The sequence below is a fragment of the Lujinxingia vulgaris genome (genome assembly GCF_007997005.1).
Classification (GTDB): domain Bacteria; phylum Myxococcota_A; class Bradymonadia; order Bradymonadales; family Bradymonadaceae; genus Lujinxingia.
Window position 1 is genome coordinate 1 of sequence record NZ_VOSL01000128.1, and the last position, 26,350, is coordinate 26,350.

The 26,350-nt window shown below is 65.9% G+C and carries 25 protein-coding genes; 13 read left to right on the forward strand and 12 right to left on the reverse strand.

What is annotated here, in order from left to right; all coding sequences use genetic code 11:
* The 5 genes from FRC96_RS22420 to FRC96_RS17415 form a co-directional block, all read left to right on the forward strand.
* Positions 1–448 (forward strand): hypothetical protein (locus FRC96_RS22420; RefSeq protein WP_230470392.1); only part of this gene is annotated, 448 nt, incomplete at its 5' end.
* 12 nt (positions 449–460) lie between these two features.
* Positions 461–1,345, forward strand: a complete 885-nt coding sequence (locus tag FRC96_RS17400; protein WP_146976325.1) for a GNAT family N-acetyltransferase — start codon at positions 461–463, stop codon at positions 1,343–1,345.
* A gap of 64 nt (positions 1,346–1,409) precedes the next feature.
* Positions 1,410–1,934 (forward strand): GtrA family protein, encoded by a 525-nt coding sequence (locus FRC96_RS17405; RefSeq protein WP_146976327.1) that lies wholly within the window; start codon positions 1,410–1,412, stop codon positions 1,932–1,934.
* Positions 1,935–1,938: 4 nt separating this feature from the next.
* The gene (locus tag FRC96_RS17410) at positions 1,939–2,406 is read left to right on the forward strand and encodes a hypothetical protein (protein ID WP_146976328.1); all 468 of its coding nucleotides are present in this window, start codon (positions 1,939–1,941) and stop codon (positions 2,404–2,406) included.
* Positions 2,407–2,555: 149 nt separating this feature from the next.
* Positions 2,556–3,338 carry a toxin-antitoxin system YwqK family antitoxin gene (locus FRC96_RS17415; RefSeq protein WP_146976330.1) on the forward strand — a complete coding sequence of 261 codons (783 nt, stop codon included), beginning with the start codon at positions 2,556–2,558 and terminating at the stop codon, positions 3,336–3,338.
* Positions 3,339–3,416: 78 nt separating this feature from the next.
* On the opposite strand, the gene FRC96_RS17420 is transcribed toward FRC96_RS17415, so the two are convergent.
* The 4 genes from FRC96_RS17420 to pdhA form a co-directional block, all read right to left on the reverse strand.
* Complete coding sequence (locus FRC96_RS17420) at positions 3,417–4,385, reverse strand: NAD(P)H-dependent flavin oxidoreductase (RefSeq protein WP_146976332.1); 969 nt, start codon at positions 4,383–4,385, stop codon at positions 3,417–3,419.
* A gap of 101 nt (positions 4,386–4,486) precedes the next feature.
* Complete coding sequence (locus FRC96_RS17425) at positions 4,487–5,791, reverse strand: pyruvate dehydrogenase complex dihydrolipoamide acetyltransferase (protein ID WP_146976333.1); 1,305 nt, start codon at positions 5,789–5,791, stop codon at positions 4,487–4,489.
* A gap of 88 nt (positions 5,792–5,879) precedes the next feature.
* A complete protein-coding gene (locus tag FRC96_RS17430) occupies positions 5,880–6,857 on the reverse strand; it encodes a pyruvate dehydrogenase complex E1 component subunit beta (protein ID WP_146976335.1) in 978 nt (325 codons plus the stop codon).
* 10 nt (positions 6,858–6,867) lie between these two features.
* Positions 6,868–7,944 (reverse strand): pyruvate dehydrogenase (acetyl-transferring) E1 component subunit alpha, encoded by a 1,077-nt coding sequence (pdhA, locus tag FRC96_RS17435; protein WP_230470393.1) that lies wholly within the window; start codon positions 7,942–7,944, stop codon positions 6,868–6,870.
* Positions 7,945–8,205: 261 nt separating this feature from the next.
* Here pdhA and FRC96_RS17440 point away from each other — a divergent pair, with 261 nt between their 5' ends.
* Positions 8,206–8,853, forward strand: coding sequence for a hypothetical protein (locus FRC96_RS17440; RefSeq protein ID WP_146976337.1), 648 nt, complete (start codon positions 8,206–8,208; stop codon positions 8,851–8,853).
* A 17-nt stretch (positions 8,854–8,870) separates the two neighbouring features.
* Here FRC96_RS17440 and FRC96_RS17445 read toward each other — a convergent pair whose 3' ends face one another.
* From FRC96_RS17445 to FRC96_RS17470, 6 genes are all read right to left on the reverse strand, one after another.
* On the reverse strand, positions 8,871–9,764 hold the full coding sequence (locus FRC96_RS17445; protein ID WP_230470394.1) for a universal stress protein: 894 nt from the start codon (positions 9,762–9,764) through the stop codon (positions 8,871–8,873).
* Between the two features lie 187 nt (positions 9,765–9,951).
* Positions 9,952–10,773: a hypothetical protein gene (locus tag FRC96_RS17450; protein ID WP_146976340.1), complete on the reverse strand. Its 822-nt coding sequence runs from the start codon at positions 10,771–10,773 to the stop codon at positions 9,952–9,954.
* A 92-nt stretch (positions 10,774–10,865) separates the two neighbouring features.
* Entirely contained in the window at positions 10,866–11,945 is a 1,080-nt protein-coding gene (locus FRC96_RS17455) for a class I fructose-bisphosphate aldolase (RefSeq protein ID WP_146976341.1), read from the reverse strand.
* Between the two features lie 169 nt (positions 11,946–12,114).
* On the reverse strand, positions 12,115–13,038 hold the full coding sequence (locus FRC96_RS17460; protein ID WP_146976343.1) for a branched-chain amino acid transaminase: 924 nt from the start codon (positions 13,036–13,038) through the stop codon (positions 12,115–12,117).
* A gap of 130 nt (positions 13,039–13,168) precedes the next feature.
* Complete coding sequence (locus FRC96_RS17465; protein ID WP_146976345.1) at positions 13,169–16,381, reverse strand: hypothetical protein; 3,213 nt, start codon at positions 16,379–16,381, stop codon at positions 13,169–13,171.
* 54 nt (positions 16,382–16,435) lie between these two features.
* Positions 16,436–17,530 (reverse strand): hypothetical protein, encoded by a 1,095-nt coding sequence (locus tag FRC96_RS17470; RefSeq protein WP_146976347.1) that lies wholly within the window; start codon positions 17,528–17,530, stop codon positions 16,436–16,438.
* 134 nt (positions 17,531–17,664) lie between these two features.
* Here FRC96_RS17470 and FRC96_RS17475 point away from each other — a divergent pair, with 134 nt between their 5' ends.
* Positions 17,665–18,432, forward strand: coding sequence for an SDR family oxidoreductase (locus FRC96_RS17475; RefSeq protein ID WP_146976349.1), 768 nt, complete (start codon positions 17,665–17,667; stop codon positions 18,430–18,432).
* Positions 18,433–18,541: 109 nt separating this feature from the next.
* Here the strand turns inward: FRC96_RS17475 and FRC96_RS17480 are convergent, their stop codons facing one another.
* Positions 18,542–19,438, reverse strand: a complete 897-nt coding sequence (locus FRC96_RS17480) for a universal stress protein (RefSeq protein WP_146976350.1) — start codon at positions 19,436–19,438, stop codon at positions 18,542–18,544.
* A gap of 157 nt (positions 19,439–19,595) precedes the next feature.
* Here FRC96_RS17480 and FRC96_RS17485 point away from each other — a divergent pair, with 157 nt between their 5' ends.
* The 6 genes from FRC96_RS17485 (at position 19,596) to FRC96_RS17510 (ending at position 25,533) form a co-directional block, all read left to right on the forward strand.
* Positions 19,596–20,246, forward strand: a complete 651-nt coding sequence (locus FRC96_RS17485) for a membrane protein insertion efficiency factor YidD (protein WP_146976352.1) — start codon at positions 19,596–19,598, stop codon at positions 20,244–20,246.
* Positions 20,137–21,261: a hypothetical protein gene (locus FRC96_RS17490; RefSeq protein ID WP_146976354.1), complete on the forward strand. Its 1,125-nt coding sequence runs from the start codon at positions 20,137–20,139 to the stop codon at positions 21,259–21,261. The genes FRC96_RS17485 and FRC96_RS17490 overlap by 110 nt, the downstream gene beginning before the upstream one ends.
* Before the next feature lie 115 nt (positions 21,262–21,376).
* Positions 21,377–22,069, forward strand: a complete 693-nt coding sequence (locus FRC96_RS17495) for an SDR family oxidoreductase (RefSeq protein ID WP_146976356.1) — start codon at positions 21,377–21,379, stop codon at positions 22,067–22,069.
* Between the two features lie 124 nt (positions 22,070–22,193).
* Positions 22,194–22,631 (forward strand): Fur family transcriptional regulator, encoded by a 438-nt coding sequence (locus FRC96_RS17500; RefSeq protein WP_146976358.1) that lies wholly within the window; start codon positions 22,194–22,196, stop codon positions 22,629–22,631.
* Positions 22,632–22,699: 68 nt separating this feature from the next.
* The gene (locus FRC96_RS17505; RefSeq protein ID WP_146976360.1) at positions 22,700–23,215 is read left to right on the forward strand and encodes a hypothetical protein; all 516 of its coding nucleotides are present in this window, start codon (positions 22,700–22,702) and stop codon (positions 23,213–23,215) included.
* A 113-nt stretch (positions 23,216–23,328) separates the two neighbouring features.
* The gene (locus tag FRC96_RS17510; RefSeq protein WP_146976361.1) at positions 23,329–25,533 is read left to right on the forward strand and encodes a fused MFS/spermidine synthase; all 2,205 of its coding nucleotides are present in this window, start codon (positions 23,329–23,331) and stop codon (positions 25,531–25,533) included.
* Positions 25,534–25,664: 131 nt separating this feature from the next.
* Here the strand turns inward: FRC96_RS17510 and FRC96_RS17515 are convergent.
* Positions 25,665–26,350, reverse strand: a 686-nt coding sequence (locus tag FRC96_RS17515; RefSeq protein ID WP_146976363.1) for a PEGA domain-containing protein, incomplete at its 5' end; no start/stop codon positions are given.

Sequence of the window (26,350 nt, forward strand, 5' to 3'; positions counted from 1 at the left end):
GCAGCCGCCGGTCGCCCAGGCCGCGCAGCCGGCGCAGGTCGCCGCGGCGCAGGCCGCCCAGCCCGAAGAGAGCGCCCCGGCCAAATCCAACAGCACCCAGATCATGGTGCTCGCGGCGCTGGTCGTCGCGGTGATCGGCGCCGGTGTGGTGGCGTTTTTGCTGATGCCGGCCGGCTACCAGGTCGACAACACCACCTACCCCAAAGCTGTTTATAGCCCCTCGGAGACCCAGGTCAGCGTGGTGGAACTCGGCTTTAACCCTATCCCGGAAGCCGAGCCGGAGCCCGAGCCTCAGCCTGCGGCGCGCCGCAGCTCCTCACGGCGCAGCTCCGCGTCGAGCTCTTCCTCGAGTCGCTCGCGCCCGGCCCGCTCCACCACCAAGAAGACCGAGAAGAAGAAAAAGCTCGACATCGATCTGGACTTCGACCCCTTCGGTGGTGGCTTTTAACCTGGCGAGTTGATGGCGACACACCCCGCCAACGAAGCACCGCTCTCAGCGCCCGTCGAGCTGCAAAACCGGCATCGGCGGGCGCTGACGCGTTTATTTGAGAGCCGTCTGGAGGCTAACCTCTTTCAGCTCTGCTGGCTGGAGGCCCACGGGGTGGAGGCCCACTCCCGAGGTCAGTTCACCTTCTGGGGGATCTTCGATGAGGCGCGCGAGCTGCAGGCGGCCGCCCTCGATCTGGCCGGGCGCCTGGTGATGGTAGAGGCGCATGATCCGAGCCTCTGCGGCGAATTCGGGGCCTTCTTTCTTCGCCGGGGCACGATCTTTCAGCACATCGTCTCGCGTCGGGCCTGCGCCGAGGCTTTCTGGAGTCGTTACACCGCGGAGCACAGCGTGCGGGCGCGATTAATTCAGCGGCAGCAGCTCTACGTGCTCACGCCCTCCCGGTTGCTCGGTCAGGGTGAACCCTCGGGGCTGCGGCGGGCTCGCCAGGACGATCTCGAGGCGATCTTTCTGGCCAGCGCTCGCATGCACCGCGAAGAGACCCTCGAAGATCCCCTGGAGCGCGACCCCGAGGGCTTTCGGCGCCATGTGCGCTACCGCATCGAGAATGGTCGCACCTACAGCTGGTTTGACGATCGGCGTCTTCTCTTTAAGGCCGACATCTCCACGCGCGGCTCACTGGGGGCGCAGATCTCGGGGGTGTACACCGACCCCCTGCATCGCAACCAGGGCATTGCGACGCGGGCGATGCGCGACCTCTGCGCCCTGCTCTTCGCCCAGGGACTTCCCCGCATCACGCTCTATGTCAATGAGACCAATGAGGCGGCCTGCCGCGTCTATCGGCGCGTCGGCTTTCGCTTTTTAGAGCCCTATCAGACGGTTTTCATTGCCGATTGAAGCGCGCGCGCAGGCCCGCTAGGGTGTCCCGCGACGCGATTGCTTCTCTCAGGATGCACCCTCTATGACGATTGAACCCCTCGACATCTCCACCGAACTCGAGCTGGCCCGGCCGGCCCCCGAGCGCTGGCGCGCGCGGGTCACGCGCCTGGTCATCTTTGGCGTGGTGGGGTTGAGCGGCGTCGGCGTGAACCTGGCGGTGTTCAAGGTCTTTTTTCACCTGATTGTGCCCGCCACCCTGAGCGAGGATCTGCGTTTTGTCCTGGCGAACCTTGCCGGGGTGATCGTGAGCATCTTCACGAACTTTTTGCTCAATGACCGCTTCACCTGGGGCGATCGCCTCAAGGGCGACCGCCGCGACTGGTACCGACGCCTCACACGTTACTATGTGGCGGCCTCCGGCGCGGGCGCGGTGCAGATGATCACCGCCTGGGCGAGCCTGCCTTTGTGGGTGATGCTGGGCTGGCAGCTCGCCGGTTACAAGCTCGCACCGACCCTGGGCGTGCTCACGGGCATCGGCTGCGGGATGGCGCTGAACTTCTTAGCCAGTCACTTCTGGGCGTTTCGCGACGCAGACTCGCCGAGCTGACAACATGACGCCGTACCAGAACCGCTTACAAAACGCCGCCATCGGGGTGATTCTTCTGGCGATGATATCCGGGTTTGCAGCCTGCGCCTCGTCGGGCCAGGAGCGCGGAGCACAGCGGCAGCCGGGCGCCGGAGAGACGCTGATCGGGCGCCCTCCTCCTGCTGAGGGCGATCCCTTCTTACGCGCAGCGCTGCCGCCGGACGCCCAACCCGCCGAAGCTCGCGGTCGCATCCAGCGCGCCGACCCGCGCACCCCGGCCTGCTTCTCCTGCGTGAAGCTCTGCGCGCCGGGCGATCTCACACCGGAGTGCAGCAACTCGCCAGAAGACCTGATCTGTGGCTGGGGAGCGCACCCTGATGACATCGCCGCGAAGGAGCGCGCGCGTGCCCAGTGCGAAGCCACGCTCGACCTGGCACGCAAGGATAAGGGCTACCCCATCGAGGGTCAGTGCCCCCCGGCAACCTGCTGGTGATGGGGCGCCAGGCGCCCCTCTGGCGAGCGTTGGCACATCGCCCACCTCGCTAAACCTGTGCTTTCTTGTGAATACGTTGCACGGGGTCGGCGTCCAACCGGACAGCCGATGAGCTGGCTAACACGAACCTCTCGACCGCGAGCCGTGCCATGAAGCACTCCCCGTTGCGACTCTCCACCTTCGCCATCACCCTGATCGCCGCCTGGTCCTTTGCCGGAGGCGGCGTCTCGCTGCCCGAGGCGAGCGCGCAGACCAACGCCCGAAGCGCCCCGGCGCCGGAGCGACGGACCACGCGCACCACCACAACGCGCTCCGAGCGTCGGGTGCGCAACGTACGTCCCAACCCCGACGCGCGCCGCGGGCGCAACGACCGGCGGGGCCGCAACGATCGCCGCGGGCATGATCGTCGCTATGATGGTGAGCGGCATCGCGACTACCGCGGGTGGGGCCACGGGCATGGCCATGATTACCGGCCGCCCCATCACGCCCGGCACCGCAACCGCCACTACCGCACCCGTTATGAGACGTACCGCGGGCCGCGCCGCTCGCGCGTCCACCGCCGCTACCATCACTATCCGCGCCCGGTGGTCGAACATCACCACCATCACACCGAAGTTGTGATCGTGGAGGTCGACCGCTTCGCCAACACCGAGCTCAGCTGCCCGGCGCGCACCCACCGCGTCGCCACCCGCGATGAGCAGTACTGCGCCACCTCGCGGGGCACGCGCCACGGCCCGTACATGCGGGTGCACCCCAACGGGCAGATTGCCGAGGAGGGCGAGTACCTCAACGGCGCGCGCGTCGGCCTGTGGACCCAGTGGCATACCAACGGGGAGCCCGCCAGTGAGGGCGAGTACTACGACGACTCGCGCGTCGGGGCCTGGATCCGCTGGACCCGCAACGGCCTGGAAGCCAGTGTCGTAACCTACTGACTTCAAACACCATTTTTAAGCAAAAAAGGCCGGGCACAGACGCCCGGCCTTTTGCGCTCTGTCGAGGATGGTCGTGTCTTATCCCAGCTCGGTGCTCAGGCGCTTCAGCGTCTGGCGGTACTCGTCTTCCAGGCGCTCAACGAGCTCGGCGACCGTGGGCACATCACCGATCGCGCTGACGCCGTGACCGGCTGACCAGACCGTCTTCCAGGCTTTGGCCTCGTCGTTCACAGTGAGCTTTTTGCCGAAATCAACGGCGGTCGGATCTTTCAACTTCGCCAGATCGTAACCGTTGGCAGCCAGGCTTTGTTGCATAAAGCTGGCCGGAACCCCGCTGACCGCCGGGGTGTGCACGATGTCTTCGGCGCGGGCCTCACAGATCATCTGCTTGTATTCGGGCTGGGCGTTGCTCTCCTGTGTGGCGATGAAGCGGGTGCCCATATACGCCAGGTCGGCACCCATGGCGCGGGCGGCGACCACGTCGCTGCCACTGGAGATCGCGCCGGCCAGCAGGATCGTGCCTTTGAAGAAGCTGCGGATCTCGGCCATCAACGCAAAGGGGTTGAGCGTGCCGGCGTGACCACCTGCGCCGCCGGCCACCAGGATCACACCATCGACGCCGGCCTCGGCGGCCTTCTCGGCGTGGCGGCGGTTGGTGATGTCATGGAAGACCACCCCGCCGTAGCTGTGCACGGCCTCGACGACTTCGCTGACCGCGCCGAGCGAAGTGATGACAAGCGGTACCTTATGCTTGACCACGACCTCCAGGTCGGCCTGCAGGCGCGGGTTGGAGCGGTGCACGATGAGGTTGACGCCAAAATGCCCGCAGGGCGCGTCGGGGTGGGCCTCGCGAAAGGCGTTGAGCTCCTCGGTGATCTTCACCACCCACTGCTCAAAGCCCTCGGTGGTGCGCTGGTTGAGCGCAGGGAAGGTACCGGTGATGCCGGCTTTGCAGGTGGCGATGGTGAGCTCATCGCCGGAGACCAGAAACATAGGCGCGGCGACCACCGGCAGGCGGTTGTTTTCAAAGATCGTGGGGAGGGCCATAGGTACAACTCCGAGGCGGTTGGCGAGACGCAAAAAAGGCGGGTTAGAACGCAACGAGGGCGGCTTAAAAAGCCGCCCTCGCGCGTGATTCATTCCGATGATCAGACCAGGAGCAACATCGGGTTCTCCAGGTTGCGGCGAAGCTCATTGAGGAACTCCGCCCCGGTGGCCCCGTCGACCACGCGGTGGTCACAGGCCAGGGTGAGCTTCATGCGCGTGCCCACGGCGAGCTCCCCGTCAACGACGACCGGGACCTGCTTGACCGCGCCGCAGGCCAGAATCGCCGCGTCGGGCGGGTTGATGACCGCCATAAACTCGTCGATGTCGTACATCCCGAGGTTGCTGATGGAGAAGGTGTGGGCGCTGTACTCTTCGGGCTTGAGCTTCTTGTCGCGGGCGCGACCGGCCAGCTCGCGCACCTCGCGGGCGATGGCCCCGAGCGCCTTCTGATCGGCGTTGCGCACGGTGGGCGTGATCAGTCCGTCTTCGATAGCGACGGCCACCCCGATGTTGACCTCGTCGAAGGCGTAGAGCGAGTCGCCGGCAAAGCCGGTGTTCATCACCGGGAACTTCGCCAGCGCGGCAGCGGCGGCTTTGACGATCAGGTCGTTGACCGAGACCTTGTAGCCGGCCTCGGCCGCGGCGAGCTGAGCGTTGATGTCTTTGCGCACCTTCATGGCCGCGGCCATGTCGATGCCCATCGTCAGGTAGAAATGCGGGGTGCTCTGCCAGACCTCGACCAGGCGTTTGGCGATGGTCTTGCGCATCTGGCTCAGCGACTTCTGCTCCCCGGGAACCTCACTGATGCCGGCGGCGGCGTGAAGCTCCGCCGCGGGCGCGGCAGCAGCTGCGCGCGGGGCTTTGGCGGGGGCAGCCTTGGCCGACTCAATATCGCGCTTGATGATGCGCCCGCCCGGGCCGCTGCCTTCGATGCTGGCGAGGTCGAGGCCCTTGTCCTCGGCCATCTTCCGAGCCAGGGGGCTTGCCTTGATGCGGCGGCCGTCGTCGTTGCCGGCGGCTTCAGACACGTCGGACGTCTTGGCCGGGGCGCTCTCGCTAGCTTCGGGGGCGTCTTCCGCTTGCTCGGCCTCGGTGTCCGCCGGCTTCGCTTTAGCCGCGGGCTCCCCCCCACCACCGAGCTCCGAGAGCAGCCCGGAGATGTCTTCGCCCTTCTCGCCAATAATCACCAGAGGGTCGCCCACGCGCACCGTCTGCCCCGGCTCGGCCAGAAGTTTGAGCACGGTGCCCGAATAAAACGACTCCATCTCCATGGTCGCCTTATCGGTCTCCACCTCCGCCAGGATATCACCCTCGGCGACGCTCTCGCCCTCGGCTTTGGTCCACTCCGCCAGGGTGCCCTCTTCCATCGTCGGGCTGAGCGCCAACATCTCCATCACTTCTGCCATCGGTGCCTCGATATGCTTTAGCTAACCATTGATCGTTGTCAGGTCGCCCTCGCCCTGCCGGCCCGTTGAGACCGGCAGGGCAAAAACCTCAGCGGTAGCACGCCTTCTTGACAGCCTCGGCGATCTTCTCGGCCGAGGGCAAGGAGAGCGGCTCCAGGTTGTAGGCGTAAGGCATGGGGATGTCGCGCTGGTGCACGCGACCGACCGGCGCGTCGAGCCAGTCGAAGAGCTCGCGGCCGATCCACTCGGCCACCGAGGCGCCCACCGACGCCATCGGCCATGCTTCCTCGACCACGATGACGCGGTTGGTCTTCTTGACCGACTCGGCGATCATCGCCTTGTCGAAGGGGCGCACGGTGCGAAGGTCGATAACCTCCACATCAATGCCCTGCTCCGCGGCGATCTCAGCGGCCTGCAGTGACCAGTGCACCGCGCGGCTCCAGGTCACGATGGTGCAGTCGGCACCCTCGCGCTTGATATCGCCCTTGCCCATCGGGATGAGGTACTCCTCTTCGGGCACCTCTCCGTTCATGCCGTACATCACCTCGGACTCGATGAAGATCACCGGGTCCGGATCGCGGATGGCCGTCTTGAGCATGCCTTTGGCGTCGTAGGGCGTCGCGGGCATCATCACCTTAAGCCCGGGGATGTGAGCGTACTGCTGCTCCAGCGACTGAGAGTGCTGGCTGGCCAGCGAGCCACCGGCACCACCGGCGCCGCGCATCACCAGCGGGCAGCTGAGCTGGCCGTTGGACATATAGCGCAGCTTGGCGGCGTGGTTGACGATCTGGTCGAGCGCCAGGATCGCGAAGTTGAAGGTCATCATCTCGATGACCGGCTTCAACCCGCCCATCGCCGCGCCCACGCCGATGCCGGCAAAACCCAGCTCGACGATCGGGGTGTCGACCACCCGGCGGGGCCCGAACTTATCGAGCAGGCCCTTACTGACTTTGTAGGCGCCGTTGTAGTTGGCGACTTCTTCGCCCATCAAGAAGACCGACTCGTCGCGTTCCATCTCTTCGGCGAGTGCTTCGTTGAGGGCGTCTCTGAATGCAATTTCACGCATGACGTCGTCCTTATTCAATGTCCCAGGGCCACTCAACGTACACGTCTTCGGTCAGCACCGAGGGGTCCGGGAAGTCGGACTCATCGGCGAAGGCCATGGCGTCTTTGCTGATCTGGGTGACCTCGTCGTCGAGCTCGCCAACCTTATCTTCGGAGAGGATGCCCTCGCTGACCATCCAATTGCTCATGCGAGCGATGGGGTCGCGAAGATCCTGCTCTTCCTCAACCTCCTCCTTGGTGCGGTAGGGGGCCGGGTCGGTCATGGAGTGACCGCGGTAGCGGTAGGTGAGCACATCGAGCCAGGTGGGGCGGCCCTCTTCGACGGCGCGTTTGCGGGCGCGCTTGATGGCGTCGTAGACCGCGAAGATGTCCTGCCCGTCGACGGTCTCCCCGACGATGTTGTAGGGCTCGGACTTTTTGGCCAGCTCGGTGACCGCGGCCACGCGCTCAATGGAGGTGCCCATGGCGTAGCGGTTGTTCTCGACGATGGTGATCAGCGGGAGGTCCCACAACGACGCCATGTTCAGCGTCTCATGGACGATGCCCTGATGTACGGCGCCGTCGCCCAGGAAGCACAGGCAAGCAGCTTCTTCACCGCGATATTTTTGGGAGAAAGCCACCCCGCCGGCCAGCGCGATCTGACCGCCGACGATGCCCCAGCCGCCCAGAAAACCCTTCTCGGCGTCGAAGAGGTGCATCGAGCCGCCCTTGCCGCCGGTGCAGCCGGTGGCCTTGCCGAAGAGCTCGGCCATCACGGCGTTGGGATCCATGCCGCGAGCCAGCGCGTGGCCGTGCTCGCGGTAATGGCTGACGATCTTGTCGGCGTCGGTCAGCGCGGCCATCGAGCCCACACCTACGGCCTCCTGGCCGATGTAGAGGTGGCAGAAGCCTTTGATCTTGCGGCGCTGGTAGGCGCGGCCGGCGTACTCCTCGAAACGGCGCAAGAGGAGCATGTCGCGCAGCATCGCCACCAGGCGCTCGTCACCGAGCTCCTCGCGGACCTGTGCGGCCAGCTCCACATTGAGCGCCTCCACCTGAGGGGCAGCCTGCTGGCTGGCCTCATCATCTTTTGCTTTGGTCTGTGCCATGATTCGTCCAGGTAAAAGTCGACCCGTGCCGACGCCCGGGGAGAAGTTGGGCATCGACGTCTTGAGGTTCAATGGCAGTGCGTCAGGCCCGCGCCAGAAGATGGCGAGCCCGGTGTATGGCTGGGGGGCGAGTGCCCGGGAGGATCAATAGTGCCCAGCCTGCGCGGCGTCAAGAAGGGGGCAGCCGGCGATCGCCTGTCCGGGGGGCGCTGTGCTAGGCTGCGCGCGGTCGTAATGGAGTTTTGCCAGGAGCAAGCAGGGATGTCTCGTGATCGACGCCGCCGCCGGCGCCCCACAGAAGAAGAACGTACCGCCAGCGACGCCGATGCGGCGGCCGAGAAGGGTGAGGCGGGGGCCGAGCCGGACGCAGAGCAAAGCGCGGAGGGATCGGCGCAGATCTATGAGAACGAGATGGAGCAAGCCTGGGCCGAGGCGCCACCTTCAATGCAGGGCATCGATCGGGGGCTGATGCGAGCGCGGCGCGGTCAGGACGTGCAGGTGGAGCCGGCGGAGCCGGCCGCGGCGTTGCACCCGTGGCTGATGGTGTTCGGCGCGCTGATGGGCGGTCCGGTGGTTGCCGGGGTGCTCGCGCTTTTCAGTGATGGCCGCGCGCCGAAGGCGCGCGATCTCGTCGCCATACTGGCCCTGAGCGCGGCGGGCTGGCTGGGCATGCAGGGGCTCTTCGCGTTCGGCCCGGAGCGCTTTGGCCCCCGCACCGTGGTGCTCGCCAGCCAGGGGTTGCTGCTGACTCTGGGCGTGCTCCTGCTGCTGCTCTACCTGGGGCCGATGCAGGGGCGCCGGGGGAGCGACACACAGACGCTGCGCCAGTCGCTGGTCGTCGTCATCGGGCTGACGGCGCTCTACTGGCTGGGGCGCGACGCCGCCTGGCTGGAGTGGCTGGGGCGCTGACGCGCCCCGGCCTTCCCTCAGTCGTCTTTGCCAATCGGCACCACAAAGACCGGGCAGCGCGCGCGGCGCATGGTGCGCTCCGCGCTGTTGCCCAGGAAGAAGCGCGCCCAACCCCGACGCCCCCGCGTGCCCATCGCGATGAGATCGGCTTTGATGTTGGCGGCATAATCGACCAGCGCCCGATCCGGAGCGTCAACGATGATCTGAACCTCATCGACCACGTCTTCGGCGCCCTCCTCCACAATCAACTCTTTGAGCTGCGCGTGACGCTGCGAACGAAGTTCGGGAAGGCGTGAGGCCGGCTCATTGAGCGACATCGCAAGGCCGGTGACCTCCGGGACGATCAGGGCGTGAACGACGTGCACGCTGGCGTCTTGCTCGCGAGCCAGCGTGGCCGCGCGGCGCAACACCGCGCCGCTGACCGGCGAAAGGTCCAGACCGACCACGATCGTCTTAAACGCGCCGTTGGCCGTCTCCGGCGGCGCCAGAAGCACCGGGACCTCGCTCTGGCGCACGAGGCTGTTGGCGACGCTTCCTAAGAAGATCTCACGCAGGCGGCTGGCGCCCCGCGTCCCGACGACCACCAGCGCGGTGGCCTCTTTCTCGGCCAACTCCAGGATGACCTCCGCCGGCGACCCCATACCCACCTCAAAACGCACCAACTTGGGGCGAAGCGCCGCATCCACGCTCTCCTCAAAGAAGGTCTCCAGGCGGGTAGCGGCCTGCTCGCCGGCAGACTTCTCAATCTCGTCGGGGGCTTCGACCAGCACGCGCCAGGCCTGATCATCGGCAGCCAGATCGACGGCGTGGGTCAAGAGCAGGCTGCGGCCGGTGCGGCGCGCCAGGTCAGCGGCCAGCCGGATGGCGGCCTGGGAGTTGGTTGAAAAGTCGGTGGCGCAGAGCACTGTCATTGAAGTCTCCCACATCGAAAGTTGGCTTCATTCAACCGCCGCGGCGGACGGGCATCGCGAGCAGAGAGTACACACGAGCGTCGCCGGGCAAAGTCCTCACACACAATTGTTACCCATTTGAAACGCGAAAGAGGCCGTCGATGCCATCGACGACCTCCTGCGTGTTTTCAAATCTCAGGCTCGGGTCTCACTCGAAGACACCAAGCTTGGACTCCACCGCATCATCGCCATAGGCCTGCAGCGTCATGCGCTGATAGACCTCATCGTCGTTGTTGCGATGTTCGGTGGCCACAAGCCCGCCGGGCACGCCCTGGTCGGTGACCCACCAGGTGAAGCTCGTGACGCCCTGCGTCCCGTCCATCTCATAGCGCTCGGTGGCAAAGCTGCCCGCCGGCGTCTCCAGGGTCTCCTCGCCCTTGCGCAGCCCTTCCATGCTCTCTTCGGTGAGCTGGCCCTGGGAGTAGATGACCCAGCGCTCCGCATCATCTTCGTGGACCGGCACTTCCCGGGCTTCTTCTTCGCCAGGGTACTTCGCGCGCACCCGACGCACATAGCGCTGGCCGTCTTCGCCGATCTCGAAGAGCGCCTCCATGATGAGCTCAACCTCTTCGTCGTTGGACGTGTCGGTGGCGCGGGACTCGATGCGCCACCATTGCTTGCCGTCTTCTTCCTCGCGCAAGAAGGCTTTGACGATCTCCTGGCCGTAGTCGGAGCCTTCGGTGCTCCAGCGGGTGTATTCGCCGGGCTGATACTCGGCGAACTCCATGTTGTAGCCGCCCTGGTAGAAGAGCATCTGCATCAGGCCCACCGTGTACTGACGCATCAGCGCCGGGGTCAGATCTTTGAGCAACGCGCCGGCCACGCGGTTGCCGATCTCCTCGCCGATGCGCTGCTCGGTGGTGGCCATGGCGTTGCCCATGATGCGATCGGCGATCTGGTTGGTGCTGCACCCGGCCAGACTCAGACCGATGACCCCTGCTGCGACTTTTGCCTTCCAACGCGACTTCATACTCACCTCAACTATCGATTCGTGTCATAGCGATACGGCCGGCCGGCGGGCCGGCCGTATCAAACGTTTCAGCGTGTTGCGTGCCGACGAACTTACGCGATTGTGACGTCGTCGCAAAGGTAGACGTCCTGGACCGCGTTCAAAAGCGCAATGCCCTCGTTGCGCGGGCGTTGGAAGGCTTTGCGACCCAGGATAAGTCCGGTGCCGCCGGCGCGCTTGTTGATGACGGCGGTACGCACCGCGTCGGCCAGGTCGTTATCGCCCGAGGCCCCGCCGGAGTTGATCAGGCCGGCGCGGCCCATGTAGCAGTTGGCCACCTGGTAACGGGTTAAATCGATGGGGTGCTCGCTGCTGAGCTCGTCGTAGACCTTCTGGTGGGTGCGCCCGAACTTCGAGCCGTCTTCGTGTTGGACGGCTTTAAAGCCCCCGTTGGTCTCGGGCATCTTCTGCTTGATGATGTCGGCGTGCAGCGTCACGCCCAGGTGGTTGGCCTGGCCGGTGAGGTCGGCGGCGGTGTGGTAGTCGTTGCCCCCGGTTTTGAAGGCGTTGTTACGGGTGTAGCACCACAGGATGGTGGCCATACCCAGCTCGTGGGCGCGGGCGAAGGCCCGCGCGACATCCACGATCTGGCGGGTGGACTCCGGCGAGCCAAAGTAGATGGTAGCGCCCACGGCGACCGCGCCCATCTCATGGGCCTGCTCCACGGTGCCAAACATGATCTGGTCGTAGCCGTTGGGGTAGGAGAGCAGCTCGTTATGGTTGAGCTTGACCACAAAGGGGATGCGGTGCGCGTAGCGCCGCGCCACCATGCCCAACACGCCAAACGTCGAAGCCACCGCGTTGCAGCCGCCCTCGATCGCAAGCTCCACGATGTTGGCCGGATCGAAGTAGTCGGGGTTGGGCGCAAAAGAGGCCCCGGCGGAGTGCTCAATGCCCTGGTCCACCGGCAGGATCGAGAGGTAGCCGGTGCCGCTGAGGCGCCCACCGTCGTAGAGGGCCTGCAGGCTGCGCAGCACCCGCGGGGAGCGATCGCTGTTCATAAAGACGCGCTCCACAAAATCCGGCCCGGGAAGGCTGAGGCGCTCTCTGGCGATCGTCTTGGACTGGTAGCCCAGAAGGTTGTCGGCGTCCGAGCCCAGGAGCTCAACGATGCGGTCGATCGATGCGGTCATCTCTCTCCTCCATAAATCCAGTGAACATGAGTGGTGCGGCAAAGACTTCGCCGGGGGGGCGGTCATCCCAACTTCGGGTGGTACATACGCAGAAGCGGCGCCACACTCAAAGCCTGAGTTACCGCGCCGCTTCAACGTCTCTGATTGCGCAGGCCAACCTGCGCTGAGTTCATTCGACGATCGTGAGCCACTCCATGTGGTCGGTGGCCGAGCCGCGGACCTGATCGAAGTAGGCGTCCTGCAGGGTCTTGGTGACCGGGCCGGGCTTGCCGGTGCCGATCTGGCGGTCATCGAGCTCGCGCACCGGCGTGACCTCGGCGGCGGTGCCCGTCATAAAGATCTCATCGGCGACGTAGAGGAAGTCGCGGGTGACGCGCTGCTCGATGATCTCGTAGCCTCGCTCGCGGGCGAGCGTGAGCACGGTGTCGCGGGTGATGCCGCCGAGGATCGAGCTTCCCAGCGGGGTCGAGTAGATCACGCCGTCGCGCACCACAAAGATGTTCTCACCACTGGCCTCGGAGATGTAGCCGTTGGTGTCGAGCATGATCGCTTCCTGGTAGCCGGCCTTCATGACCTCGCGTTTGGCCAGGATGCTGTTGACGTACTGCCCGTTGATCTTGCCTTTGACCATCGAGGAGTTGACGTGGTGGCGGCTGAAGCTGGCGATCTTGGCGCGAATCCCCTGAGTCAGGCCCTCGTCGCCCAGGTAGGCGCCCCAGGGCCAGGCGATCACGGCCACGCGCACGTCGTTGCTCATCGCGCTCAGGCCCATCTCACCGTGGCCCAAGAAGACCACCGGGCGCAGGTAGCAGTCTTTAAAGCCGTTGGCGCGCACCGTCTCGACGCAGGCCCGCTCCAGCTCTTCGCGGGAGAAGGGGCTGTCGATGGTGCAGATGTGGCAGGTCTCCAGCAGGCGGCGGATATGCTCGCCAAGGCGGAAGATCGCCGAGGCGCCGTCTTCGCGCTGGTAGCAGCGGATGCCTTCAAACGCGCCCAGTCCGTAGTGCAGGGTGTGCGTGAGCACGTGGATGTTGGCGTCCTCGAAAGGTACGAGTTCACCGTCCATCCAGATTTTATCAGCCTTAATCGCCACGTCTCCTCCTGTGTCCAGCGCCCCGATGTCGTCGAATCGGGGCAAAGATGTTCCCACGCTGTCAGAAGACAACAACGCGCGTCGAAATTTGCGACAGGGCTATCACACCTGCGAGTCCGAGGAAAAGGAATCAACGCGCAAAGATCTGTGACCACGCCTGACTGATGCGCTGGCGGGTTGCGGCGAGCTCATCGTGAAACTGAGCGACGTTATCGCGGCCCTGGTGGCCCATCTGCCGGGCCAATGCGGCGAGCGGGGAGCCGCCGCGGGGCACGCGGGTGGAGGCGCCGGCGATGGCCTGTCGAAGTTCCAGGCGGCGCAGCCAGAGGTAGTCGCGGGCCAGCCCCTCCAGGTCGAGGCCGGCGCTGAGTTCGGGGGTCTGTTGGAGCGCGTGGAGCGCAGCGGTGGTGGAGCGGGCCTGGCGGGCGACCTGCGGCGCCCGAAGTTGCAGGTATTGCGCGATAAACTCCACGTCGATCAGCCCGCCGCGGCTCTGCTTGATGTCGATCTCGCTGCGCGGGATCTCGGCGGCGTCGATCATGCGCTGGCGCATCTGGTCGATCTGGCGGTCGAGATCGTCGGGGAGCGGTCGGTCGTAGGCCAGGCGCTGGCGCTCCTCTTCGAGGCGCTCCCGGAGTCGGGGGGTGCCGCCGATGGCCCGGGCTTTGACCAGGGCCTGGCGCTCCCAGAGGGCCGCGCGCTCCAGGTGGTAGGTGCGCCAGGCCTCAAACGAGGTCACCAGCGTGCCCTGCGAGCCGGAGGGGCGCAGGCGAAGATCGACCTCATAGAACCCACCGGCCTCGGTGGCCGCGCTCAGCGCGCGCACCATACGACGCGCGCGGCGGGTGGCCTCCTGATGTTCGATCGCGCCGGGACCCTCATCGTCGTAGACGAAGATGAAGTCGAGATCCGATCCAAACCCCAGCTCCCGCCCACCGAACTTGCCCATGGCGACCACGCAGAGGGCGCGCGGCCCGGCCTCAACCCCGGCGCCGTCGCTGGCGAGGATCGCGTCGACCTGCGTTAGCACCACCTCGGCGAGCTCGCTGAGCTGGGTGCAGGTCACATCGACGGGCACCACCCCGGCGACTTCATGGAGCGCGATGCGCAGGCTCTCTTCCTGATGAAAACGCCGCACCCGCCCGAGCTTATGCGCCGGATCCTCGACCTCTCCCACCCGCGCGGCCAGCGCGCGCTGCATGGATGCCTGGTCGCGCTCAACGGCGGCGGTGGCGCTCGCGATCATCTTCACGAAGACGTCGGGCTCGGTGGCGAGCATGCGCGCCAGGGGCGCGCTGGAGCCAAAGAGGTGCATCAGAAGTCGCGCCGCGTGGGGGTTCTCCCGAAGCATCCGCCAGGTGCCCGGGGTGTCACCCACCTCGGTGGTAAATCGCACCAGGTGGCCCAGGGCCTGCTCCGGATCCGGCGCGGAGCAGATGGCGCTGAGCAGGTAACGAGCCTGCGCCGGATCGCCCACGGCGCGCCTCACCGAGAAAGGCCCGTAGCGTTTCTGGGAGAGCACCTGAAGTTGGCCTGCAGCCTGGCGCGGGCGCACAAACCCGGCCTCACGCAGCGCGCGCACGCCGGCGTCTTGCAGAAGCTCATCGGGGTCCATCGCCAGCAGCGCAGCCAGCTCTTCGGCGGAGCTGTCGGCGACGGTGGCCTGCTCGGAGGTGCGGGGCGACTGCTCGAAAAGTCGCTCAAAGATCGCGTGCACCGCCTCCCTCGACGCCTCAACTCGCCGCTCCAGCGATTCGGAGGACTCCCCCATGCGCCAGGCCAGCAGCGCAAAGCCTGTGGCGTCTTCGGGGAGTTTGTGGCTCTGGCGATCGCCGGCCATCTGCACGCGGTGCTCCAGCCGCCGGTACAGATCGTAGGCGTCCGCGAGCGCGCGATGCTCCTCGGCGCCGAGAAGCCCGGCGTAGAGCAAGCGGTCGAGGGTCTCCAGGGTGGCGCGCACCCGCAGCGTCGGGCGCGTGCCGCAGTGCACGAGCTGCAGAGCCTGTACAAAGAACTCGATCTCGCGGATGCCTCCCCGGCCGATCTTCACGTCCCAGCCGTGGGGCCCCTGCTCCTCATCGCCGGACGCCGCGCGAGGTTGCGGGCGCGGCGGAGTGGGCGTCGTCGTCGCCTTCGGCGCGGCCCGCCCGAGCTTTGCGAGCAGGCGTTGCTGCAGCGGCGAACTCGCGGCCTCAGGCTTCGCTGAGGATGACGAGGGCGCGTGGGCGGAGTGCTCGGTCTGGGGCGCGCGCGCCCGGGAGATCGCGCGGGTGGCGCGGGCCTGATCGTCGATCATCGCCTTCATGCGCCGCAGCTCATCGATGGCCGTAAAGTCCAGATAGCGCCTGAAGATAAAGGGCTCGAGCGCCTGGAGCACATGGTCGCCCAGGGCGATGGAGCCGGCCACCGGCCGGGCCTTGAGCATCGCGCCGCGCTCCCACCCTCTGCCCCAGCTTAAGTAGTAGTCGATGGTGGCCGAGGCGCCCTGCACGATTGGGCCCTGGGAGCCGTCGGGGCGAAGACGAAGATCCACGCGAAACACCTGGCCCTGCTCGGTGATGGTGTCCATCGCGCGCACCACCTCGCGGGCCAGCGCTTCGACGTTGGCGCGCGACTCGGCGGTGGCCATGGCCTGATCGCTGGCCACAAAGATCAGATCGATGTCCGAGCTGTAGTTGAGCTCACGACCGCCGAGCTTGCCCATGCCCAGCACGCAGAAGTGGTCGGTGAGCTCGGGGGCGCCCAGGATGGAGGCCGCCGAGCGCAGCGCCGCGTCCAGGCAGACGCTGGCCACCTCCGCGACCTCCGAGGTGGTGTGGCGCACCGAGGCACCCTCGATCTCGCGTAAAAAGATCCGCAGCAGCTGGCGATGTTTGAACCAGCGCAGCGCGCGGTGCAGCGCCGCAAAACGCTCCTCGCGGGGGGCCTCATCGGCCAGGCGCGCGGCGACGGCGTCGAGGTAGGCGCTTAAGTCTTCGGCCATGGCCTGCGGGGGCATGGGCTCATCGCGCCAGCGCCCGGCGGCCAGCCAGCCCACAAGCTCCGGCTGACGCCCCAGCGCTCGCCAGGGGTGACGCCCGGCCGAGCCCAGGCTCAGCGCCACATCGACCTCGCCGGCCGTGGCGAGATCGATCGCCTGGTCGAGCAGGTTCTCCACCAGGCGCATCACATCAATGAGCAGCTCGGCAGGCCAGCTCAGCCCGTCGACGCGGCGCAGGAGCGCCTCAAGGTCGAGCCGCCCCTGGTCGCCTGCCCGGGTGAGCTTCGCGATCAGCGCGGCGTCCAGCGAAGCGCCGGCCTCGCGCACCACCTCCCCCAACCTTTCGTGATGCTGCGACGCCACGGCTTTGCTCCTGTCTCGAAGTTCCCCGAATCCCCCCCGGGGCTTGCTGCGAACTTAAGCGCCGACCTTGGCCTTCTCCACCTCGCGGTACTCCCGCTCATACATGGTGCGGGTGTCGTTGACGATGTCGAGGTTCTTGGCGTTCATCTCCAGCGGCGATTTTACCTCAATGGCGTGCATCTGCCGGCCGATTTCAGCCAGCTGGTCGCACATCAACGAGAGCTTCGCCAGATCGCGGGTGGCGCGGTTCTGACCGGCAAAATGCTCGCGGTACTCCGCCATCACCTCATTGGCGGCAGAGCCCAGGCTGCCGGCGATCTGCTCGGTGGTCAGCTCGGCCTTGGCCTCTTTGATCGCGGAGAGCTCCCGGGCGTAGACCTTTACGTTGTCGGTGATGATGCCCACGTTGCGATCGTTGGCCTGGGAGCGCAGACCGCGTTTTTTTAGGCGCTGCATGCTGGCGCGCGCTCGCTTGAGCTGCTCGATCATCCGCTCGAGAAGGCCCTCGCGACGAGTGTGGCGCGACTTCCCGGCGAAATGCTCGCGGTAGAGCGTGAACTGGTTGTTGGCCAGCGTCGCCAGCAGGTCGGCCTGCTCCTGCGGGGTCCCCTGGCTCTGAGCGGCCTCCACCTGATGGGCCTCATTGCGGTACATCCGCAGGTTATCTTCGACGATCTGCAGGTTGGGCTCGATCTCGGCGCGATGCGACTTCACCAGTGCCTTCATGCGCGCGCGCACCTCTTCGAGATCGGTGATGATCTCCATGAGCAGGCCCATGTCGCGAGTGCGGCGATCTTTGCCGGCGAAGTGGCGGCGGTACTGGCCAAAGACCAGGTTGGCATCGGCGATCACGCGGGCGGCCTCCTCGGAGATCGGGCCGGCCTCTTTGGCCTCAACAATGGCCTGGCGCTCATCGCGGTAGACCTGCTGGTTGTCGCGGGCCATCTCCAGAAGCGAGACGATCGCCGGGTCACGCGAGCCGTTGATCTGGGAGGTGCCCTCTTCGATCACCCCTTCGAGCTCGGAGAGCAGCGTGTCGAGCAGCTCCAGATCGCGCGTGGCGCGAGCCTTGCCCGCAAAATGCGCGTCGTAGCGCTGGTAGATGGAATCGGCCCGCTCTTTGAGCTCTTTGAAGGTCGTACGACTCATGATACTTCACCCTGGCTAGTCAACCTGCTCCATGCGCCGGCGCTTTTGCGCCGCGACGCCGGGCCCCATCGGGCCCTCAACGGCACTTTTTCTAGTGGTAACGCCGGCGCAAGGCAAACCCATTCGAGGTGAGTATGAAGCTCGACCAGATGAAGATCATTGTCACCGGCGCCGCTCAGGGCATGGGCCGAACCTTTGCGCTGGAGCTCGTTAAAGCAGGCGCCGACGTGATGGCGGTGGACATCGCCGATGAGCCCCTGGCCGCGCTCAGCGCCGAGGCCAGCGATCTGCCCGGGCGACTGGCGACCTATGCGGCCGACGTCAGCGATGAAGACGCCGTCAAAGGCGCGGTCGCCGCCACCGTCGACGCCTTCGGTAAGGTGAACGGCGTGATCAACAATGCCGGGATCTTCCGCGATCGCCTGCTCGTCAAAAAAGATCGCGAGAGCGGCAAGGTCAAAACGATGAGCCTCAAGGACTGGCAGGCGGTGATCGATGTCGATCTGACCGGCCCCTTCCTCTTCACCCGCGAGGTCGCCGCCTGGATGGTGGAAAACGACGAGAAAGGCGGGGTCATCGTCAACATCAGCTCGGTCTCACGCCACGGCAACCAGGGCCAGTCGAACTACTCGGCGGCCAAGGCCGGGCTCATCGCGGACACCAAGCTGTGGGGCGAGGAGCTTGCGCGTTATGGGATTCGCGTGGGTGCGGTGGCGCCGGGCTTTATTGAGACGCCGATCCTCGAGGGGATGCGCGACGAGATGCTCCAGGCCATGCTCAGCCGCGTGCCGCTTCGCCGGGTGGGCACGCCCGAAGAGATCTTTATGGCGGTGCGCTTCATCATCGAGTGCGACTACTTCACCGGCCGCTGCATCGATGTGGACGGTGGGGTGTCGATTTAAGTCTGTCGCAACGCCAACAAAAAAGCGCGGGCGCTTCGAGTGAAGCGCCCGCGCTTTTTTTAGTTTTGCAACAACCCGGCACCACCGAGACGTTGTGTCATTATGCGCCTTAGTGGGCCGCAACCGCTCCGGGCGCGGGCACGATCAGCGTGGTGCAGTTCATATTCTGCACCCACTTGACCATCACGCTCGCGAGGCGATCGAGGCGACCGGCGTCGGCCGGGTAATGACCGATGACGACCAGATCGATGTTGGCCGACTCCACAAACTCGCGAAGCCCCGCCACCGGGCTCTGCGCGAGCAGGTGCGCGTCGCACTCCACGCCCTCAAGCAGCGCGTCGTGGCGTTTGATGAAGGCGTCCATCGCCTCTTCGGCCCAGTCGACGATCGCGGTGGACTGCAGCGCTTCGGGAAGCTCGGTGTCCAGAATCACCGTGGTGGCCGAGAGGGCGTGTGCGTGCACCAGGTGCAGCGGGCTCTTGAACTTCTTGATCAGGGGCACGCTGACTTCCATCGCCCGATCGGAGCGCTCGCTGAAGTCGGTGCCCAGCGCCACCTCCATGCCGGCTTCGACCCGGTCGCGCTCCGGGTGCACGATGACCAGCGGGCAGGGTGGCGTGTGCGCAAGCTCCATGGCGGTGGAGCCAAAGATGAACTTGTTCCAGGCCCCGCGCCCCGACATCCCGATGACGAGCACGGCCACATCGCCCTTCTGACACATCTCACACGTCGAGCGCATCGGGGACCCCACCTCCAGCATCACCCCATCGGGCGACTCGCCGGTGGCCTCTTTGAACCACGCGCCGATGCGGGCGTCGAGCTTGTCGCGAAGCTGGGCGCCGCTGACCTCTTCAAACGCGCTCTTCCAGCTCTTAAGAGAGACGTCGAGCACATGCAGCACATGCACCTCAAGCCCGAGCAGGCGGCCCAGCTTGAGCGCGTAGCGCGCCGCCGGCTGCGCGTTCTCCGAAAGATCCGTCCCGATGACCACTCGCTTGCCCTGCATCCTGCCTCCTGTCGACCGTCAAATCATGGCGCATCATCCCTCGCCGGCGAGCCCACGCTCGCCAGGGATCTCACCAAAGCTGGCATCACCAGAGGCCTTATAGTAAACATCGGCCCGTGTGCTCAAAGGAAATTCGAAACTCCTGGACCCAACGCCGATGTCCCGCCTGCTCTCCCCCATCCTCATATCGAGCGCGCTCGTGATTGCCCTGGGGGTCACGAGCGCGGCGTGCGTAAGCGCCCCGGCGTTTGCGCCCACGGGACATCAGGCGCGCACCGAGCGGCTGACGCCCTTTTCGCCGCAGCGGCTGCGCCCCCATCCGGCCGTGCTGGCCGGTGACCTCTCGCGGGTCGAGGCGGAGGGCATCCACGCCCCCGACCACAGCGAGGAGCACCTGGCGGAGAGCCCCGCTCAGGCCACCGCCTACCTGTGGTGGCGCGCCTACAGCGCGACCTACAGCCGGGTTGACGGCGCCACCTGCAATTTCGCGCCGAGCTGCTCCCGCTTTGGGCTGGAGGCCATCGCACACAGCCCGCTGGGCGTGGTGTGGACCTTCGGGCGTCTGCAGCGCGATCAACGGCCCGACGCCTTTTACACCCGCGACGCCGACGGCCGCCTCATCGACCCGGTTGAGGCCTACACCGTCTGGGGCGACGACCCCACCCTTGATCGATCCCCCTACGTGGAGTCCCCTCATCATGGCTGGTACCTCTTTGTACAGGCGCAACGCTCGGGCCTGGCCGACGATCTTCTGGAGCGTCATCGCGGCGGCGATGCTGCTGTGGAGCCCGACGCCGGCAAACGCTGAAGATCCGGCGACACCGCATGCTGAGCCAACGTCTCGCCAGTCGGCTCCGACGCCCGAGGGCGCGCCCGAGGCCCTTGCTCCCGACTTCGAGACCTACCTGGACTGGCAGGCCAGCGCGGAGATCGAGATCGGCCTGCGCCTCTTTGAGCAGGGCGACGACTACCGCGCGATCACCAGCATCAAGCGCTACCGCCTGCTCTCCGGCACCCCGGCCTCCGACCACCTCGCCAGCCTGCTCATTGGTGAGGTCTACCGGCGAAACGCCATATCGGAGCTGGCGATGCAGCACTTCTTTGACGCCAGCCGCAGCGCCCCCAACGCCGAGGCTCGCCTCCAGAGTTATGTGCTTGGCCTGCAGGAGCTCTGCTTGAACCTGGGCGCGATCGCCACCTGCTACGAGACCCTGGTGGGGTTGCAGGCGCGGGCGGCCGAAGACGCCCCCGCGCTCGAAGAGCTGCTGCGCTACCAGACCCTCTTTGTGGAGTCGCTGCTGCGCTCGCCAGGGGTCACCGAGGCTCGCGCCGAGCGCTTTGAAGACCCGGCGCTCGCCGGAGCGGCCCGTGAGCTCGTGGCGCGCCATGCCGCCTTTGATGATCTCAGCCTGAAACAGCCCTGGCTGGCGGCCACGCTCTCGGCGATCGTGCCCGGCGCCGGCCAACTCTACAACGGGCGCCCCGTCGACGCGCTGCTGGCCCTGGGCTTTACCGGCCTCTTTGGTGCGGCCAGCGTGTACGCCTACCAGGGGTTGGAAAGCATCCCGCTGACAGTGGCCGCAGGGCTTGTGGCGCTGGGCTTTTACAGCGGCAACATCGCCAACGCCCTGGTCGATGCGCGGCGCATCAACGCCACGCGCTACCAGCGCTACTACGATGAGCTGCAGGCCGACCTCTGGGCCCGCCAGCGCTTTCAAGTGGAGGATAACGCGGTGATCTTCAGCTTTGGCTTTGACTGGCCGGCGCTCACCCCCGAGCCCACCTCCCCACCGAGCGAGCCGCCGATCCCCGACATGCTCTAAAAACCGTGCGTGGCGACTTGCTTTCACTGCATCGATGTCCAGCTTCTGCGCGAACCTTTACTGCGGCGCGCAGCACGCGTGCCGACGCAACCTTCTACCGATTTTAGGAGCATGCATGACGTATCTGGTTACCGGCGCAAATCGAGGTATCGGGCTGGAGTTTACCCGCGAGCTGCTCAAGCGCGGCGAGTCTGTCGTGGCGACGGCGCGCGATCCCGAGAGCGCCGAGGAGTTGCAGGCGCTGCAAAAGGAGAACCCCGAGCGCCTCACCCTCTTCAGCCTCGACATCGCCGATCTCGCCAGCATTGAGGCGTTTGTGAACGAGATCGGCGCGCGCGCCATCAACGTCTTGATCAACAACGCCGGCATTCTGGAGCGCTGCGGCGCGCTGGGAGACATCGACTTCGAAGTTATTGAGCGATCCTTTCAGGTCAACACCATCGGCACCCTGCGGCTGACCGAGGCGTTGCTCCCATCGCTGCGACGCGCCGAGGGCGGCGCCAAAATCGTCAACCTGAGCTCGAAGATGGGCTCGATCGCCGAGAACTCCAGCGGCGGCTCCTACGCCTACCGTGCCTCCAAGGCGGCGCTCAACATGGTGACGCGCTCGCTGGCGCTGGATCTGGCCGATGAGGGCATCATCGCCTTTGTGGTGCACCCCGGCTGGGTGCAGACGCGCATGGGCGGCCCCAACGCCTTGATCGACACCGAGACCAGCGTCACGAGCCTGCTCGACGTCATCGATGGTGCCGACGCCTCAACCTCCGGCAGCTTCCAGGAGTGGAACGGGAACACCATCGCCTGGTGAACCCTTTTAAGAGAGCGGCGGCGCGGGCTCCTTACGAGCCCTGCAATTGCGCCCTGAAGGTCCCTCGTGATAGGTCAATGGGGCTTGCGCCGCCCTGCTCTTACCCTCTTGAGGCACGCACCTGATGGTCCCATCCGACGACTACACCGACGACGCGCTCCAGGCGATGATTCGCGAGGCGGGGCTGCGCTGCACGACCTCGCGTACCACCGTGCTGGCGCGGCTGGCCCGTGCCAACGCGCCGCTGAGCCACGCTGACCTCTCCGAGGAGCTGGTGCCGCAGGGCTTTGACCAGGCCACCATCTACCGCAACCTCACCGACCTGACCGAGGTGGGCCTGCTCAACCGCCTGGACCTGGGCGATCATATCTGGCGCTTTGAGTTCCGCGGCGATCATCATCACGATGAGGGGGAGCATCCTCACTTTATGTGTGTGGATTGTGGCGAGATCTCGTGTCTGGCCGAAGTTGAGATCACGATGAACCGCCAGGACAAAAGCCCGGCGCTCGTCGCCGAGATCAGCGAGATCTTCCTGAAAGGTCGCTGCGCCAAATGCGGCTGAGCTTGATTGTCGCCACGAGCAGCCTGGCGTGTGCATGGCGTTCATATCCCCCGGTGCGGAGCATCACGATGAAGTGGAACCTCTTCCTGTCTCTGGCGATGTTGACCGTGACGCTCGGCGCTGGTTGTGGCGAGTCTGAGGAGCACGATCATGACGAGCACGATGAGATGAGCGCCGAAGGGGAAGCCTGCACCCACGCCCAGGATAGCCCCACCACCGTGGTGGCCGGCAGTGGGATCGCGGGGCTCGACGCCGACGTCAGTCAGAGCCACACCCTCTACGAGGTCACGCTCAACGAGACCGAAGCCGGCTCGGGCGACTACAGCGGTTACCTGAGCTTTGAGGCCCCCGAGCACGCCGATTACCTGATCTTCACCAGCACGCAGGCGGAGCTCAGCGTGCTCGACAGCGCCGATGTGGCGCTGGAGACAACCGTCTCCGGGGTCGATGGCTGCGTGGAGCTCGCGCAGGCGCACCGCGTCGCATTGGACGCAGAGCGCTACGTCATTGAGATCGGACCGGTCAGCACGTCCACGTTGAGCCTCATCATCGAATCCGAAGCGCACGATCACGACCATGACTGATGTGTTCGCCCCGACCCCCGCGGCGTCACACACCCTCCGGGCGCGACCGCGTTAGCGTGGTCGCGCCTGATGTGCTTCTTGCCCGGCTGCACACCCCTCTTTTGTGAGTCTCCATGCGCTACCTCCTCTACGCCCTGACGTTGCTGTTGAGCTCTTCGCTCCTTTTCTTCGTGCAGCCGATGGTCGCCAAGATGGTCACGCCGGTGCTCGGCGGCTCCCCGGCGGTGTGGAACACCTGCATGGTCTTCTTTCAGGCGCTGCTGCTCGGCGGCTACCTCTACGCACACGCCTCGACGCGGTGGCTGGGCACTCGCCGGCAGTCGCTGATGCACCTGGCGGTGATGATCGTGGGGGTGCTCTTTTTACCCATTGGTTTTGAGCCACCGACCGACCCGGCCAGTCTGGAGAACCCGGCGCTGTGGTTGTTGGGCGCGCTGCTTCTGGGGGTGGGCTGGCCCTTTTTTGTGATCTCGACGAGCGCCCCACTCTTGCAGAAGTGGTTCTCGACCACCGACCACCCGGACGCGGCCGACCCCTACCATCTGTATGCGGCGAGCAACGTGGGGAGCTTTTTCGGTCTGGTGGCCTATCCCTTTTTGATCGAGCCGCGCATCGGGGTGCAGGCGCAAACCACGCTGTGGATGATCTGCTACGTGGTGTTGATCGCGGCGGTCGCCGGGTGCGCGCTGGCGTTATGGCGCAGCGCGGAGCCTGAAGCGGCGGCGAGCGAAGCGAGCCCGCCGGCGTCGGTGCTTCCTTTGAGCTGGGGGCGTCGGGCGCGATGGGTGCTCTGGGCCTTTATCCCTTCCAGCATGATGCTGGCGGTGACGAGCTTTGTGACCACCGACATCGCGCCGGTGCCGATGTTGTGGATTCCGCCGCTGGCGATTTACCTGCTCTCCTTTGTGCTGGTCTTCGCCCGGGTGGAGTGGTTCCGCTCATTGCCCGTCTTCACCCTCTTTCCGCTGACGTTGCTCGGGCTCGGAGCGATGCTCTTTGTGCAGCTTGGCAGCCCGCTGGAGTGGGTCGCCGGCATCCATTTTCTGGGGCTGCTCATCATCTCGCTGGTCTTTCACGGCCTGATGGCTGCCGACCGCCCGGCGACCCGTCACCTCACCGAGTTCTTTTGCTGGATGTCCGTAGGCGGCGCGCTGGGCGGGGTCTTTAACGCGCTGCTCGCGCCGTTGATCTTCGACCGCCTGCTCGACTATCCGGCGCTGCTGGTGATCGCGGCGCTGGCCTTCCCCTGGTCGCTCTACAGCCGGCGACCGGTGCAGATCACGCTGCTTCTGGGCGCGGCGCTGGCCGGCTACCTGGTCGGTCGCGACGTGATGATCTACCTGGGGCTGGAGCGCTCCCGCGAGATCGCAACCCTGGGAGCGGTGGCGCTCTCGCTGGGTATCCCGACGGTGATCGCGTTCACCCGCGCTCGTATCCTCACCCCGGTGTTGCTCTCGGTGCCGCTGCTCATCTCCACGGTGTATCTGGGCCAGCCCGAGGGTAACGAGCTGCACGCCGAGCGCAGCTTCTTTGCGGCCAACCAGGTCGTGACGACGCCCGACGGCGGCTATCACAAGCTCTACAATGGCACGACCCTCCACGGGGTGCAGGCCCAGGACGACGAATTTCGTCTGGTCCCCCTCTCGTACTATTACCTGACCGGGCCGCTGGGGCAGCTCTTTGAGGTGTTGAGCAAACGCCCGGAGCGCCACCCCTTTGCGGTCGTGGGCCTGGGCACCGGCGCGATTGCCGCCTACACCCATCGTGGCCAGGAGGCGGACTTCTTTGAGATCGACCAGGCCATCGCCCGCATCGCCCGCGACCCGCGCTACTTCACGTACCTGGAGGACTGCCCCGGGGAGTGCGAGGTGATTCTGGGTGACGGGCGCCTGCAGCTCGCGCAGATGCCCGACGCGCGCTACGAGCTGATCGTGCTGGATGCGTACAGCTCCACGGCCATCCCGGTGCACCTGCTGACCCGGGAAGCCGTCGAAATGTATCTCAAAAAGCTGACACCCGACGGTGTGCTGGCCTTCCACATCTCCAACCGTCACCTGGACCTTCAGCCCCCGCTGACGCGCATCGCCGGGGAGCTCGGGCTTGTGGTGCGCGGCCGCGATCACTGGGTCGACGCCGACGACCCGGTCTACAACCTCTATGTCGATGGCTCCGACTGGTTGATGATGGCCAAGAATGAAGAGGCCTTCGGCGAGCTCATCGACCACCCCTCCTGGCATGAGTACAAGCCCGAGCCCCGGCTGAGGGTGTGGACGGACGACTACGCCAACATCTTCGACGCCTACATTCTCGACTTCTAAACGTGACACGTTCGAGCAATGCTCCCCCGCGAACTCTGCCACCAAAAGCCCTGAACGCTCGGCCAAAACACGCAAAAGCGCCGGCGATCACGCCGGCGCTTTTATCTTTAGAACCAACACGTTAGCCACACTCAGAAGAGTGGAATCTCAACCTCTTCTTTCTTCTCCTCTTCGGGAGCGGGCGCGGCAATGTCGACCCAGCCATCGTCGGCCGGAGGCGCAGTCTTCTTCTCGGTCTTCTTCCTGGAGTCGTCCTCGCGCGGAGCGACCGCGCCCAGATCCACCCAGCCGTCATCGGCCGCCGCGGCGGTCGGCTCGTCTTCGGGCTCCGGCGCTGTGCGCCGGGTGCTCTCACCACCGCGCTCCGAGCGTGCCCCGGAGTTGCGCGCGGACGCCCCGCTCCGACTGCCCGTGGAGCGCTCCGAACCCGAGGATTCCCGTGCCGAAGGCGCCTCATCGCGATCGGCGACAGCCTCCTCGTCCTGCGCCTCAGCCACCTCTTCGACAAGCGCCACATCGACCTCGACCGGCCCACCGGGCTCCAGCGTCGTGGTCAAGGTCTCATAGCCGGTCGCCTCCAGCCGCAGCTCCACCGGCGTATCGCTGACCTCGATACTGATCGGGGTACGCCCCATCAGCTCATCACCGGCAAACACCATCGCGCGCACGCCCTCACTGCGCACACGCACGAGCTGCGCGGCGACCTCCTCGCCACCGGCGGCCGCCTCCTCAGCGCTGGCCTCTTCCACCGGCGGCACAGCAGCCTGTGCCGCCGGCGCCTCGCCGACAGCGCCCTGCCCCCCGGCCTGCTGCGCGG

What these genes read in the sequence shown, in the direction of transcription:
- FRC96_RS17505 (WP_146976360.1), top strand. Translation starts at nt 22,700, where the DNA reads ATGAAGTGGAACCTCTTCCTGTCTCTGGCGATGTTGACCGTGACGCTC.
- FRC96_RS17490 (WP_146976354.1), top strand. Translation starts at nt 20,137, where the DNA reads ATGGCTGGTACCTCTTTGTACAGGCGCAACGCTCGGGCCTGGCCGACG.
- FRC96_RS17445 (WP_230470394.1), bottom strand. Translation starts at nt 9,764, where the DNA reads ATGACAGTGCTCTGCGCCACCGACTTTTCAACCAACTCCCAGGCCGCC.
- FRC96_RS17480 (WP_146976350.1), bottom strand. Translation starts at nt 19,438, where the DNA reads ATGCAGGGCAAGCGAGTGGTCATCGGGACGGATCTTTCGGAGAACGCG.
- FRC96_RS17420 (WP_146976332.1), bottom strand. Translation starts at nt 4,385, where the DNA reads ATGGCCCTCCCCACGATCTTTGAAAACAACCGCCTGCCGGTGGTCGCC.
- FRC96_RS17450 (WP_146976340.1), bottom strand. Translation starts at nt 10,773, where the DNA reads ATGAAGTCGCGTTGGAAGGCAAAAGTCGCAGCAGGGGTCATCGGTCTG.
- pdhA (WP_230470393.1), bottom strand. Translation starts at nt 7,944, where the DNA reads ATGGCACAGACCAAAGCAAAAGATGATGAGGCCAGCCAGCAGGCTGCC.
- FRC96_RS17495 (WP_146976356.1), top strand. Translation starts at nt 21,377, where the DNA reads ATGACGTATCTGGTTACCGGCGCAAATCGAGGTATCGGGCTGGAGTTT.
- FRC96_RS17405 (WP_146976327.1), top strand. Translation starts at nt 1,410, where the DNA reads ATGACGATTGAACCCCTCGACATCTCCACCGAACTCGAGCTGGCCCGG.
- FRC96_RS17430 (WP_146976335.1), bottom strand. Translation starts at nt 6,857, where the DNA reads ATGCGTGAAATTGCATTCAGAGACGCCCTCAACGAAGCACTCGCCGAA.
- FRC96_RS17440 (WP_146976337.1), top strand. Translation starts at nt 8,206, where the DNA reads ATGTCTCGTGATCGACGCCGCCGCCGGCGCCCCACAGAAGAAGAACGT.
- FRC96_RS17455 (WP_146976341.1), bottom strand. Translation starts at nt 11,945, where the DNA reads ATGACCGCATCGATCGACCGCATCGTTGAGCTCCTGGGCTCGGACGCC.
- FRC96_RS17425 (WP_146976333.1), bottom strand. Translation starts at nt 5,791, where the DNA reads ATGGCAGAAGTGATGGAGATGTTGGCGCTCAGCCCGACGATGGAAGAG.
- FRC96_RS17500 (WP_146976358.1), top strand. Translation starts at nt 22,194, where the DNA reads ATGGTCCCATCCGACGACTACACCGACGACGCGCTCCAGGCGATGATT.
- FRC96_RS17475 (WP_146976349.1), top strand. Translation starts at nt 17,665, where the DNA reads ATGAAGCTCGACCAGATGAAGATCATTGTCACCGGCGCCGCTCAGGGC.
- FRC96_RS17485 (WP_146976352.1), top strand. Translation starts at nt 19,596, where the DNA reads ATGTCCCGCCTGCTCTCCCCCATCCTCATATCGAGCGCGCTCGTGATT.
- FRC96_RS17470 (WP_146976347.1), bottom strand. Translation starts at nt 17,530, where the DNA reads ATGAGTCGTACGACCTTCAAAGAGCTCAAAGAGCGGGCCGATTCCATC.
- FRC96_RS17510 (WP_146976361.1), top strand. Translation starts at nt 23,329, where the DNA reads ATGCGCTACCTCCTCTACGCCCTGACGTTGCTGTTGAGCTCTTCGCTC.
- FRC96_RS17415 (WP_146976330.1), top strand. Translation starts at nt 2,556, where the DNA reads ATGAAGCACTCCCCGTTGCGACTCTCCACCTTCGCCATCACCCTGATC.
- FRC96_RS17400 (WP_146976325.1), top strand. Translation starts at nt 461, where the DNA reads ATGGCGACACACCCCGCCAACGAAGCACCGCTCTCAGCGCCCGTCGAG.
- FRC96_RS17410 (WP_146976328.1), top strand. Translation starts at nt 1,939, where the DNA reads ATGACGCCGTACCAGAACCGCTTACAAAACGCCGCCATCGGGGTGATT.